12 protein-coding genes are annotated in these 12,494 nt (G+C 71.2%); 6 read left to right on the top strand and 6 right to left on the bottom strand.

Annotated features, from left to right (window positions below; all coding sequences use genetic code 11):
• Positions 1 to 299 precede the first annotated feature (299 nt).
• Positions 300 to 1,307 (bottom strand): alpha/beta hydrolase, encoded by a 1,008-nt coding sequence (locus ACFVIU_RS14440; RefSeq protein ID WP_385842733.1) that lies wholly within the window; start codon positions 1,305 to 1,307, stop codon positions 300 to 302.
• A gap of 96 nt (positions 1,308 to 1,403) precedes the next feature.
• Between ACFVIU_RS14440 and ACFVIU_RS14435 the strand changes: the two genes are divergently transcribed.
• A complete protein-coding gene (locus ACFVIU_RS14435) occupies positions 1,404 to 1,853 on the top strand; it encodes an HIT family protein (protein WP_385842732.1) in 450 nt (149 codons plus the stop codon).
• Between the two features lie 71 nt (positions 1,854 to 1,924).
• Here ACFVIU_RS14435 and ACFVIU_RS14430 read toward each other — a convergent pair whose 3' ends face one another.
• Positions 1,925 to 2,140 (bottom strand): hypothetical protein, encoded by a 216-nt coding sequence (locus tag ACFVIU_RS14430; RefSeq protein ID WP_385842731.1) that lies wholly within the window; start codon positions 2,138 to 2,140, stop codon positions 1,925 to 1,927.
• 67 nt (positions 2,141 to 2,207) lie between these two features.
• Here ACFVIU_RS14430 and ACFVIU_RS14425 point away from each other — a divergent pair, with 67 nt between their 5' ends.
• Positions 2,208 to 3,551 (top strand): alpha/beta hydrolase family protein, encoded by a 1,344-nt coding sequence (locus ACFVIU_RS14425; RefSeq protein ID WP_385842730.1) that lies wholly within the window; start codon positions 2,208 to 2,210, stop codon positions 3,549 to 3,551.
• A 26-nt stretch (positions 3,552 to 3,577) separates the two neighbouring features.
• Here the strand turns inward: ACFVIU_RS14425 and ACFVIU_RS14420 are convergent, their stop codons facing one another.
• The gene (locus tag ACFVIU_RS14420; protein ID WP_385842729.1) at positions 3,578 to 3,886 is read right to left on the bottom strand and encodes a hypothetical protein; all 309 of its coding nucleotides are present in this window, start codon (positions 3,884 to 3,886) and stop codon (positions 3,578 to 3,580) included.
• A 295-nt stretch (positions 3,887 to 4,181) separates the two neighbouring features.
• On the opposite strand from ACFVIU_RS14420, the gene ctaD reads away from it, so the two are divergent.
• Both ctaD and ACFVIU_RS14410 read left to right on the top strand, forming a co-directional pair.
• Positions 4,182 to 5,918, top strand: a complete 1,737-nt coding sequence (gene ctaD, locus ACFVIU_RS14415) for a cytochrome c oxidase subunit I (RefSeq protein WP_385842728.1) — start codon at positions 4,182 to 4,184, stop codon at positions 5,916 to 5,918.
• On the top strand, positions 5,915 to 6,292 hold the full coding sequence (locus ACFVIU_RS14410; RefSeq protein WP_385842727.1) for a hypothetical protein: 378 nt from the start codon (positions 5,915 to 5,917) through the stop codon (positions 6,290 to 6,292). The genes ctaD and ACFVIU_RS14410 overlap by 4 nt, the downstream gene beginning before the upstream one ends.
• Before the next feature lie 140 nt (positions 6,293 to 6,432).
• Here ACFVIU_RS14410 and ACFVIU_RS14405 read toward each other — a convergent pair whose 3' ends face one another.
• A complete protein-coding gene (locus ACFVIU_RS14405; protein WP_385842725.1) occupies positions 6,433 to 8,667 on the bottom strand; it encodes an MMPL family transporter in 2,235 nt (744 codons plus the stop codon).
• Positions 8,668 to 8,871: 204 nt separating this feature from the next.
• Here ACFVIU_RS14405 and ACFVIU_RS14400 point away from each other — a divergent pair, with 204 nt between their 5' ends.
• Positions 8,872 to 9,549, top strand: a complete 678-nt coding sequence (locus tag ACFVIU_RS14400) for a TetR family transcriptional regulator (RefSeq protein ID WP_385842723.1) — start codon at positions 8,872 to 8,874, stop codon at positions 9,547 to 9,549.
• 66 nt (positions 9,550 to 9,615) lie between these two features.
• Here ACFVIU_RS14400 and ACFVIU_RS14395 read toward each other — a convergent pair whose 3' ends face one another.
• Together ACFVIU_RS14395 and ACFVIU_RS14390 are read right to left on the bottom strand one after the other, a co-directional pair.
• A complete protein-coding gene (locus ACFVIU_RS14395; protein WP_385842799.1) occupies positions 9,616 to 9,990 on the bottom strand; it encodes a VOC family protein in 375 nt (124 codons plus the stop codon).
• A 276-nt stretch (positions 9,991 to 10,266) separates the two neighbouring features.
• Positions 10,267 to 11,265, bottom strand: coding sequence for an asparaginase (locus ACFVIU_RS14390; RefSeq protein ID WP_385842722.1), 999 nt, complete (start codon positions 11,263 to 11,265; stop codon positions 10,267 to 10,269).
• Positions 11,266 to 11,535: 270 nt separating this feature from the next.
• Between ACFVIU_RS14390 and ACFVIU_RS14385 the strand changes: the two genes are divergently transcribed.
• A complete protein-coding gene (locus ACFVIU_RS14385) occupies positions 11,536 to 12,489 on the top strand; it encodes an SDR family NAD(P)-dependent oxidoreductase (protein ID WP_385842721.1) in 954 nt (317 codons plus the stop codon).
• Positions 12,490 to 12,494 lie beyond the last annotated feature (5 nt).

The raw sequence follows: 12,494 nt of genomic DNA, 5'->3' as shown, positions 1-12,494 counted from the left end.
TGTCCGGGACGCCCTGGCCCTCGGCGGGGAATCAGCGTGCCCGCGAAGCCTCGGCCCACTGGCGGGGCACCGGCGCTCACGCCTTCGGGATCGGTGCGCTGGCGGACGACCCGCAGCTCGTCGCCGTCGCAGGTGTGGAACAGCACGCCGTGGCCGCTGTCGCCCGGGACCAGGGCCGGCGCTGCCGCCACGGCCCTGTGATGTCTCCGGACTCCGAGTGGTTCGGTCTTGGTTTCGGCCACGGCCGTAAGGTGGGCGGGCGTCGTCAACTCGCCCTGTCTGCCTGCTGGTTGCCCCCGTCACCGGCGTGCGAGGATGCGCCGGAGCCAGCGGGACCGGGCCTCGCGGGCGTCCTGGCTGAGTGCCGCCTCGGGGGCGAAGGTGTCGAAGCCGTGGCAGGCCCCGGGCCATACGTGCAGTTCGGCGTCTCCCTCGGCCCGCCAGAGCGCCTGCGCGTAGGCCACGCCCTCGTCCCGGAACGTCTCGGCGGACCCGACGTCGATGTAGGCCGGCGGCAGTCCGGAGAGGTCCATGGCACGGGCGGGGGCCGCATAGGCCGGCAGGGCCGCGGCGCCATAGCGGTCGCCCAGGTGTGCCTGCCACGCCGTGGCGTTGGAGGTGCGGTCCCAGAGGTCGAGGCCTGCCATCTGGTGGCTGGAGAACGTGTCGTTGCGGTCGTCGAGCATCGGGCACATCAGCAGTTGCCCGATCGGCGCGGGGCCTCCTCGGTCGCGGGTGAGCAGGGCGAGGGCGGCGGCCAGCCCGCCACCGGCGCTCTTCCCTCCGAGGATGACGCGGTCGGGGTCGATACCGAGTGCGGGGGCGTGCTCGGCCACCCAGAGCAGTCCGGCGTGGCACTCCTCCACGGGACGCGGGTAGCGGGCCCGCGGTGCAAGCGCGTACTCGACCGAGACGACGGCGAGGTGCAGGGGGAGAGACCACTCGCGCAGCAGTCGCGGGAGCACGGACCAGGCGTTGCCCGTGATCATGCCGCCGCCGTGCATGTAGTACAGCACCGGCAGGGGACCTGCGATCCCCGCAGGCCGCGCGCTCACCAGGGTGACCTCCGGCCCATCGGCGACACCCGGCACACACACCTCCTCCACCTCGAAGCGGCCACCGGCCCGCAGTTCCCCGACCGTCGGCCTCGGCCGCGCCGCGGCGTCCTGCTCCTGCCGGGCCGCGAGGTTCTCCGGAGTGACCGGCTCTCTCGCGGCGGCGGGCAACGCGCGCAGGGCGCGGCTCAGTTCGGGATCGAAGGGTGGTGCGGGCGCCTCTCCTGCGGGCAACGCTCGTACGGTTCTCATGCGAGGCAGCCAATCACGGCCGACCGGGAAACCGGGATGCGTCCGGGGCGCCGTCCTGACAAGCTCGGCTCCAGCGGGGCGCGGAAGCCTGACCTGATGCCGGAGGAAGTCGCCGTGACGGACTGTGTGTTCTGCCGGATCGGGGGCGGCGAGGTCGACGAGGACCTGGTCGCGTACCGCTCGGAAAGCGTCTTCGTCGTCCCCACGCTGAAGCAGCGGCGCAACAACCCCGGGCACGCTCTTGTCCTGCCGGTGTCTCACGCGACGGACCTGCACGGACTGCCTGCTGCTCTGCTGCACGAGGTCTTCGACGTCGCGGCACGGGTGACCCGCGCGGTGAAGGACGCCTTCGGGGCTGTCGGAAGCACCGTCATGCAGAACAACCATATTCCAGGGCAGGTGTTCCACCACGTGCATGTCCATGTGGTTCCCCGGTTCGCTGACGACGCGTTCCGGCTGCCCGATCCCGCCTTGCGGGAGACGCCCCGTGATGTACGGCTGGCGCGTGCCGCCGCGCTGCGCCGCGCACTGGCGGCGCAGTCCTGAGGCTTCGCCGCGGTCTTCGGAGTTTCCCGTCCGCTCAGGTCCGTGGAACACCGTTGGCGGCGATGGAGAACCTATTGACCATCACTCCGCAGAACTGTGCCGATCGGCATGGTGCACGCCGAGGCGACGACCAGGGACGCCATCGCTCTCAACCGTGTCCTGCGCCCGCCTCCGGCGAGTCCCACCACGTCGATGGCTCCGGCCGCGCAGCCGGACAGGACCACGCCCGTGCCCGGCCCGAGGAGCAGCGCCACGACCGGGACTGCTACGAGCACCGCGTCTGCCATGCCGCGTATCGCCGCCCCGCTGTGCAGCCCTTAGGGGTCCCGGACGGCAAGATCGGGGCCGTCCCTGATGTACGGAGAGGCGGCGGGCCGTCACGCTTGGTGCATGACCGATGTACGACCATGCGGGCGGCGTAGGTTCGCCGCTGTACGCGCGCTCGCCGCCTCCGCCGTCGCCGCGCTCTGCGCGCTCACCACCGCGCTCCCGGCGGCTGCGGCCGACGCGCCCCGCGCGCCCTCCGCCGCCCCGCCATCCGCGGACCGTCCCGCCACAGCCCCGTCATCCGCCGGCCGTCTCGCGCTTCCGACGCCGACCGGCCCCTACCGTGTCGGGGAGGTGTCCCTGCACCTGGTGGACACTTCGCGTCCCGATCCATGGGGGCAGGGGAAGCCCCACCGAGAACTCATGGCCAGCGTGTACTACCCGGCGACCCGCACTGCCGGTCGGCCGCCGGCGCCGTACATGCTGCCTGCCGCGGCAGCGCATTTCGACCGCGTCACCATGAACGACTACCTCGGATTGCAGATTCCGGCCGGCCGGGCCGACTGGGCCGGCGCCGTCACCCACGCCGTTCTGGGTGCTCCGGTGGCCGCCGGGCTCCGGGGGCGGCTGCCGGTGGTGATCTATTCGCCGGGGCTCGGCGAACCGCGTACCTGGGGCACCGCCCTGGTGACTGATCTGGCCAGCCGCGGCTACGCGGTCGTGACCGTCGACAACACCTACGAGTCGCCCGAGGTCCAGTTCCCGGACGGCTCGCTCGCCACCATGGTGCCGCCCTCCGATCCCGACTCGTACGTCCGCGCATCGCTGGCCGTCCGGGTCAGCGACACCAGCTTCGTCCTGGACCAGCTCCGGCTGCTGAACAGCGGCCGGAACCCCGACGCGGACGGACAGCGCCTGCCGGACGGCCTGACCGGAGCCCTGGACCTTTCCGAGGTGGGTATGTTCGGCCACTCGATGGGCGGCACCACCGCCGCGCTGGCGATGGACGCCGACAGAAGGATCACCGCCGGGATCGACATGGACGGCAATCTGACGTACGTGGACGGCTCGCTCATGCCGGTCGCCGAGCACGGCCTCGACAGACCGTTCCTGCTCCTGGGCAAGGACGGCGCAACCGACACGGGTCCTGGCTGGCAGGCCTTCCGCGCCCACGCCCGGGGCTGGACCCGCCAGCTGACCCTGCGCGGCTCCGAGCATGCCTCCTTCACCGACGCGGAAGCGCTTCTGCCGCAGCTCCACCTACCGCCGAAGGTGCGGACCGCCGACCTCGGCACCATCGCTCCGGCCACCGCGCTGCGCACCGATGAAGCCTATGTGGCGGCCTACTTCGACCACTGGTTGCGCGGCCGCAGCGGGCGGTTGCTGGAGAGACCGTCGGCGAGGTACCCGGCCATGCTGTTCGTGGACTGATCGCCACAGCGTGAGGGCCGGCTGTCCTACCGGGCGGAAAACCCGCAGCGTGCCTGCTCCAGCTGGTCCTTCACCCAAGGGTCGTAGATCGCCAGCCGCCGCCTGGCCGCCGGGTCGAACTGCGCGAGCTGCCCCGCGACCCACGGATCCATCCGCCGGGGAAGGCCACGGTTCGGGCCGCAGGCGTGGCTGCTGAGGTCGGTCGTGGCGCGAGCGGGGCCGTGGGCGGCGGACAGCGGCTGGGCCGCCGCCGCGGGACCGGTGGCGAGGAGAGCACCTCCGAGCAGGGCAACGGAAGCGCCGGCCGCGCCTGTGATGCGTGTCAGTTTCCTCATGGCCTTCTCCTTCCTTTCCTTCACTCCGTTACGCTCCGTGACGGATGCCGACGGGTGGTCCTGTCACAGCCCGAGCGTCCGGAGCAACGGGTACGGGCGCCTACCCGAGGAAACGCGCCGTACTCCTGCGCGGTCGTCGGACCTGGCCAGGCGACATGCCGGGGTTGCTCCGTTCGGGGCGCCCCGTCAGGCGATCGGCCGTATGCAGGGCGTTCCTGGCAGCGGCGCAGGAGGGCCAACCGCAAGGATGGCGGCCGACAGCGATACGAACCGTGAGCATCGGGAGACCCCACTTGTGAGCATCCTCAACGAACCCGACGGTGCCGCGGCGGCCGAGGACTCGTACGAGAACGAGGTGCCGGTCCGGCGCAAGCAGCCGGGCAATGTCCTGGTGAAGTGGCTGACGACCACGGACCACAAGACGATCGGCACCCTGTATCTGGCGACGTCGTTCGCGTTCTTCCTGATCGGTGGCGTGCTGGCGCTGATCATGCGCTCCGAGCTGGCCCGGCCGGGCCTGCAAATCGTCTCGAACGAGCAGTTCAACCAGGCGTTCACGCTGCACGGCCTGATCATGCTGCTGATGTTCGCGACGCCGCTGTTCGCCGGCTTCACGAACTGGATCATGCCGCTTCAGATCGGTGCGCCGGACGTGGCGTTCCCGCGGCTGAACATGTTCGCCTACTGGCTGTACCTGTTCGGCTCACTCATTGCCGTGGCCAGCCTCCTCACCCCGGACGGTGCTCCGGACTTCGGCTGGTTCATGTACACGCCCCTGTCGAGCGTGGTGCGCACGCCGGGCAGCGGGGCCGACATGGCCATCATGGGTCTGGCGTTCTCGGGTTTCGGCACCATCCTCGGCTCGGTCAACTTCATCACCACGATCATCTGCATGCGTGCCCCGGGCATGACCATGTTCCGGATGCCGATCTTCTGCTGGAACGTGCTGCTGACCGGTGTGCTGGTCCTGCTCGCCTTCCCGGTCCTCGCGGCCGCGCTCTTCGCCCTGGAAGCCGACCGGAAGTTCGGCGCGCACGTCTTCGACCCGGTCAATGGAGGTTCCCTGCTGTGGCAACACCTCTTCTGGTTCTTCGGCCATCCGGAGGTGTACATCATCGCGCTGCCGTTCTTCGGCATCGTCTCCGAGGTCATCCCGGTCTTCTCCCGTAAGCCGATGTTCGGGTACATGGGTCTGATCGCCGCGACGATCGCCATCTCCGGTCTGTCCGTGACGGTGTGGGCCCACCACATGTACGTCACCGGCGGCGTACTTCTTCCGTTCTTCGCTTTCATGACGTTCCTCATCGCCGTGCCCACCGGTGTGAAGTTCTTCAACTGGATCGGCACGATGTGGAAGGGCTCGCTGTCCTTCGAGACGCCGATGCTCTGGGCCGCCGGCTTCCTCGTCACCTTCCTCTTCGGCGGGCTGACGGGTGTCATCCTGGCCTCGCCCCCGATGGACTTCCACGTGTCCGACTCGTACTTCGTGGTGGCCCACTTCCACTACGTGGTGTTCGGTACGGTCGTCTTCGCGATGTTCTCCGGCTTCCACTTCTGGTGGCCGAAGTTCACCGGCAAGATGCTGGACGAGCGCCTCGGCAAGATCAGCTTCTGGACGCTGTTCGTCGGCTTCCACGGCACCTTCCTGGTCCAGCACTGGCTGGGCGCCGAGGGCATGCCGCGCCGGTACGCCGACTATCTCGCCTCCGACGGCTTCACCACGCTGAACACCATCTCCACGATCAGCGCTTTCCTGCTCGGTTTGTCGATGCTGCCGTTCCTCTACAACGTGTGGAAGACGGCCAAGTACGGCACGCCGGTCGGGGTGGACGACCCGTGGGGCTACGGCCGTTCGCTCGAGTGGGCGACCTCGTGCCCGCCGCCGCGGCACAACTTCGTCACCCTGCCGCGGATCCGCAGTGAGTCCCCGGCGTTCGATCTCCATCACCCGGAGTTCGCCGAGTTGGAGTACGCGGGCGGTGCAGGTGCGCAGGGCGGCGTGGAGCCGGGGCGCGAAAGCGGTCGGCCTTGACCCGGTCGAGTGGTCGCGGTGCCCCGCTGGACCGGCAGGGCGGGGCACTCGCCAATGAGGTCGAGGGTTACCTCCTCTTGCAGGCGGAGCGGGAGCAGGCGCTGCGGGAGGCCGAGATGCTGTGCGCGCGTCTGCCGTGGCTCACGAGCGGGCAGGCCGAGGACCTCGCCCGGCACTACACCGAGCAGCGCCTGGGCCTGACCCGGCAGGCACTCCAGGCCACGGCCGACCGGGCGAAGCGGCTGCGGGGCGAGTACGAGGCGCGTTATGCCGCGCTGCGGCGCGCCCTGTTCAGACGGCATGCCGCCTGCGCCTGCCTCCTGTTCACCTGCTCGGCCGCGGTCGGTACGGGGGCCTGCCTGCTGGGCCGGTGACCTCGGATCGGGCCGGGGCCGGATCGGGTCGGTGCGGCCGGTGCTCCGTGGTCGGTGATCGGTGGTTCCGGGGAATGCGACGCGGCCGAGGGCGCCTGCCGGTCGGTCGGGCGGGTTTCGGCCGCGTCGCTGCTGTCTCGTCAGGCGCTGTCGGCACCGCTTGCCGCGGTCGTCGGGACGGGCACGACGGTATCCGCGGGTGCGGGGACCGTCGCGAGTCGCTCGCCCTCGATGTCGAGGTCGGGCAGCAGCCGGTCCAGCCACTTCGGCAGCCACCAGCCGGCCCGGCCGACGAGCGCAAGGACGGCCGGGACGAGAGTCATGCGGACCAGGAAGGCGTCGAGGAAGACGCCGACGGCGAGAGCGAAGGCGATCGGCTTGAGCATGCTGCTGCCGCCGGGGATGAAGCTCGCGAACACCGCGAACATGATCAGCGCGGCGGCGGTGACCACCCGGGAGGCGTGCCGCGAGCCGGCCAGGACGGCTTCACGGGGCTCGGCGCCATGGACGTACGCCTCCCGCATGCGGCTGACCATGAACACCTCGTAGTCCATGGCGAGTCCGAACAGGACGGCCATCACGAGGATGGGCAGGATGCTGACCACCGGTCCGGTCTCGGCGACGCCGAGGAGGCCGGAGAGCCAGCCCCACTGGAAGACGGCGACGACGGCGCCGAAGGTGGCGGCCACCGAGAGCAGGAACCCGAGGCTGGCCTTCAGCGGCACGATCACCGAGCGGAACACGATCAGCAACAGCAGCAGGGACAGGCCTACGACCACCAGTGTGAAGGGCAGGAGCGAGTTCGCGAGCCGGTCGGAGACGTCGATGTTCACGGCGGTCGTACCGGTGACGGAGACCTCGGCCCCCGTCCGGTGCCGCCAGCCGGGTGCCTCGTCCCGGATGCGTTCGACCAGGTGCTTCGTCCGGTCGTCCGCGGGGCCGGTCTTCGGCACCACCTGGATGACGGCCGCATCGCCGTGCTGGACGGGCTGCGCGGCGCCCACCGTGGCGACGCCGTCGGTGGACCTGAGGTCGCGCACGAGGGTGGCCGTGGCCTGCTGCGGGCTGTCGGCGTGGGAGGTGTCGGCGAGGACCAGGAGGGGGCCGTTGAAGCCGGGGCCGAACGCGGCGGAGACGGTGTCGTAGGCCTGCCGCTGGCCGCTGCCGGCCGGGGCGGAGCCGTTGTCGGGCAGGGCCAGTCGGAGGTCACGGGCGGGCAGGGCGATGGTCAGCAGGGCGATCAGTACGGCCGCGAGGGTGAGCAGCGGCCGACGGACGGCGATCCTGCCCCAGCGTTCGCCCATCGACCGGCGCGCACCGCGCCCGGTGTCGTGGGCCGCCTGTTCGCGGCGGGCGGCGCGGGAGCCGGGCTTCGGCCGCAGCCGTTCCCCGGCGAAGCCCATGAGGGCGGGCAGGAGCGTGGCCGACACGGCCACCGCGATCAGTACGGCGCCGGCTCCGGCCAGGCCCATCACGGTCAGGAAGGGGATGCGGACGACGGCGAGCCCGCAGAGCGCGATGATCACGGTGAGGCCGGCGAAGACGACGGCGCTGCCCGCGGTGGCGGTGGCCCGGGCCGCCGACTCCTCGGTGTCCATGCCCGTGGCGAGCTGGGAGCGGTGGCGGGACAGGATGAACAGGGCGTAGTCGATGCCGACGGCCAGCCCGAGCATCGACGCCAGGGAGGGTGCGGTGGCGGAGATGGTGAGGATGCCGGTCAGTGCGGACAGGCCCAGCAGGGTGATCGCGACGCCGGTGACCGCGGTCAGCAGGGGCATGCCCGCGGCGAACAGCGAGCCGAAGGTGATCGTGAGCACCACCACGGCGATGGCCAGGCCGATCAGTTCCTTGGTGTGGCCGGTGCTCTTGCTGCTGCCATAGGCGGATCCGCCGACCTCGACGGTGAGCCCGGCGTCCTTCGCCGCCTTGGTGCTCTGTTCCAGCGCGCTGAGGCTGTCGTCGTGCAGGTCGGCCTTGCCGACCTGGTAGCGGACCTGGCCGAGCGCGGTCGTACGGTCCGGGGATATCAGCTTGTTCTGCACCGGGTCGGTGACGGCGACGACCTGCGGGGCCTTCTCCGCCTCCGCCATGGTGGCGCTGACGGCCCCGGCGTAGCGGGGCTCGGTGATCCGGTGGCCCTTCGGGGCGACGAACACGATCTGGGCGCTGGTGCCGGCCGCCGAGGGCAGCTCGCGTTTGAGGGTGTCCATCGCGGTCTGGGCCGGGGAGCCGGGCACGGTGAACTCGTCGTTGGTCTGGCCGCCGAACGTGATCACGCAGGTGACCACCGCCGTCAGCACCAGAAGCCAGCCGGCCAGCACTGCCCGGCGGTGCCGGAAGGCGCCACGGCCCAGGCGGTAGAGCAGGGATGCCATTGAAGGGTGCTCCTTGGGGATCTTGCGGATACGGGCGAGCGGCACGTCGGGGGTGAGGGGGACGGGCAGAGCAGGCGGGCCCGGGGGTGGTGAGGGACCGGCGGGAAAAAGTGTCACGACTGACACGATACCTAAACTGTCAGGGATGACACTTTGCCGGGTCGCGTCGATCTTGGGTCAGACGGTCCGTGGCAGGATGAGCGCGTGAGCGAACACGGGACACAGGAGAAGGAGCTGGGACGGCGGGATCGCAAGAAGGCCGCCACGCGCAGGACGCTGCTCCAGACGGCGACCCGCATGTTCGCCGAGCGCGGCTACCACGAGACGACGGTCAAGGACATCGCCGCGGCCGCCGGGGTCACCGAGCGCACGTTCTTCCGCTACTTCCCCTCGAAGGAGGACCTCGTCTTCGCCGAGATCCTGGACTTCGTACCCCTCGTGCAGCGGGAGATCCTCCACCGGCCGGACGGCGAGCCGCCGATCACCGCCGTCCACCACAGCCTGCTCGCGGCCGCGGCCGGACTCGACGGCGGTCTCGCCATCCTCTTCGTCGGCGCACCGCCCCGCACACTCGGGGGCCAGGGCCGGCCCACTCGGGTCCTGACGGACTTCGAGGACGGCATCGCCACGGCGCTCGCCGAGCGTTTCACCGCGCACGACCCGCAGGAGCCGGCTCGCTCGCGGGCACTGCGCGCGTCGGTGGTGGCCCGGGCCTGCGTCGCCGCCGTACGCAGCGCGCTGATCCTTTACACCCGCGACGCCGAGGGCGGCGGCCCCGGCTCGCGCACGCTCGAGGAGTTCACCGCGCTGCTGGAAGAAGCCTTCGGGGTACTGCTGGCGCAGGGGGATACGGCGGACCGGCCGGCGAGAGTGCGGCCATGAGTGACGCCAGGAGCTGGGTCGGCACCTGGCCGGGCACAGCAGTGCAGGTGCCCGGCCAGGTACGGGTTACAGGTACGGGCGGGTGATCAGCTCGATCGCGTGGCCGGCGGGGTCCTTGAAGTACACCCCGCGACCGCCGTGCTCGGTGTTGGTCTCGCCCGGGCGGCGCATCTGCGGGTCGGCCCAGTGCTCGATGCCGCCGTCACACAGTCGCCGGTAGGCCCGGTCGAACAGCTCGTCGTCGATCAGGAAGGCGTAGTGCTGCATCTGGATCTCCACCGGCGGCTCGGCGAACTGGAGCAGCACGCCGTCGGAGAGCTGGATGTTGGTGAACGGGCCCCAGGACGGCGCTTCCGGGAGCTCCAGCAACTCGCGGAAGAAGCGAGCCGAAGCGTTGCGGTCCTTGGCGGCGATGATGGTGTGGTTGAACGTGACTGTCATGAGGATGGCCTCGCTGGTGTTCGACACGAAAAGAACGGACTCGTGGTGCACAAGCACTGGGAGGTCCGCGTGCCGAACTGGGGTGCCTTCTCCGCACCCACTGTGCGATCAGCCCTCCACCGGGTAGCCGATCCGTGTGTGGCGTAGCGCCGGTCCGGTGTTCACGTCGAGGACCCTACGTGTTCTTGACGACTCCGGCAACTGGCCTATGGTCGCTGCCCGTTGACTCATGGCCGCGGCCTTGAACCCGCTCCCGCAACCAGGGCCTGCGAGGCACTAGAACACCGGCCGGATCTCCCCCACCTCGCGGCCGCCGCCCAGCAGCGGCAGTCGGCCGACACGGTCCAGTACCGGTGCTGTGACGCCGATCCGGCGCAGCGCGTGGGACACGACCGGGCCGAGGGCCCGGGCGCCGCCGTCCTCGATCTTCAGGGCCAGTGCCCGGCCCTCGGGCAGGGCGAGGGCCTGGACCGCCTCCGCGCCCACCTTCGACAGCACGCCCGGTATCTCCCGCATCAGCCAGGTGTCGTGGCGCCGGGTGCCGGCCACGTACTCGGGGTGGGCGCGCATCGCGTCGGCGACCCGCCGCTCGGGCGTGCCGGGGTCGGCCAGCGCGAAGGCACGGTAGGCACGGGCGAGGCCGGTCAGGCTGATCGCCCACAGCGGCGCTCCGCAGCCGTCGGTGCCGACCGCGGCCGCCGTCTCGCCGGCCGCCGCCTCCAACACCGTGCGGATCAGCCGCTGCACAGGGTGGTCCGGGTCGAGGTAGGAGTCCAGCGGCCAGTTCCGCAGCGCGGCGGCCGCCAGCATGGCGGTGTGCTTGCCGGAGCAGTTCATCGCCACCGGGTCCCGGCGGCCGCCCGCCGCCAGATAGGCCTCCTGTTCCTCCTGGTCGAGCGGGAGGGCGGGCGGGCACCGAAGTTGCTGCGGGCTCAGCCCGTGCTCCTGGAGCATCGTGCGGACCAGGTCGCGGTGGAAGGGCTCGCCGGAGTGGCTGGCGGCGGCCAGGGCCAGTCGCGGGCCGGCGAGTTCGAGCCCGGCCCGCAGCACGCCCGCGGCCTGCATCGGCTTGTTGGCGGAGCGCGGAAAGACGGGCGACGTCACATCGCCGAGTGCCAGCTCCACCGAGCCGTCGACGGCGAGCAGCACCAGGCTCCCCCGGTGCCGGCCCTCCACGAACCCGGACCGGACGACTTCGGCGAGGACCGGAGGCGCGGCCGCGCCGTCGCCGGCGTCGGTCCCATGGGTGGCTGAAGCTCCGGCGGACTGGGGCATCGGCGTGACCTTCCGGAAGGGGGTCGGGCCGGTCACGGTACCGGGAGCGGCGCGCGACGTCTGCTCCGCAACCGGTCACACCCGCGGACGAGACCGGCGGGCGGTCGGGACACGGTGACGGGTGGGTCGGCGCCGGGTGTCGGCGCCATATCGGTCTCGGCACGCGGCTGTCGGTGATGTGTCGGCCCCGGCGGGCACGGTGGGCGACGGCTCGTTCCCTCGGGAGCGGCCGTGACCGTCTCGTCCTTCCGGACAAGGGAGCCTTCCGCCATGCCGTCGTCCGCCTTCTCCACCCCGCCCTGGGATGTCCACCGGCTACCGCGTGCCGAGGGCCGCGTCTTTCTGGTCACCGGCGGCAACGCGGGCATCGGGTACTTCATCGCGGAACAGCTGTCCGCGACCGGCGCCACCGTCGTGCTGGGCAGCCGGGACCGGGAAAGAGCCGCTGCCGCCGTCTCCTCGATCCGCGCGCGTGTGCCGGGCGCGCGGGTACGGGCCGTACGGCTGGACCTCGCCGACCTTTCGTCGCTCCGCGCGACGGTGGGAGCCCTGGAGGCGGATCGCCTGGACGCGGTGGTCCACAACGCCGGCGTCGCGCTCGACGACCCGCCGCGCCGCGAGACCGGAAACGGTCATGAGCTCATGTTCGGCACGAACCATCTCGGGCACTTCGCGCTGACCGGCCGGCTGATGCCGCTGCTGTCGGCCGCGCCGGCGGCACGCGTCGTGACCGTGGGCAGTTTCGCCGCGAAGTCCGAGCGGCTGGACCTGGACGACCTCCAGTCCCTGTGGGGCTACCGGCCCAAGCGCGCCTACGGGCGGTCCAAGCTGGCGCAGATGTACTTCGGGCTCGAACTCGACCGTCGCCTGCGTGCCCTCGGCAGCACGGTGGCCAGCGTCGTGGTCCATCCCGGCGGCGCCCTGGACTCCCTCACACCGTCGCGGCCACCGGTCCATGTACGGAGTTCGGGGGCACGGTTGCGCGCGGCACCCGCCGCCCTCCTGGTGCAGGGCAAGGACGCCGGCGCCTGGCCCGCGGTCCGGGCGGTGCTCGACCCGGCCGTCCTCGGCGGGCAGTTGTGGGGACCACGCCGATTCGGCCTGCGCGGCGCACCTCGCCGAGAAGCGGTGTGGAGTCATCTCACCGACACCGCCGTCGCGGCACGGCTGTGGGACGCCAGCCGCGAGCTGACCGGCGTCGCCCCCGATGTCCTGCACCGATAGAGCAG

Source organism: Streptomyces sp. NPDC127190, assembly GCF_042672505.1.
GTDB lineage: Bacteria > Actinomycetota > Actinomycetes > Streptomycetales > Streptomycetaceae > Streptomyces.
Note: the sequence above shows the minus strand (reverse complement) of the source record. Positions and strands in the feature narration are given on the sequence as shown.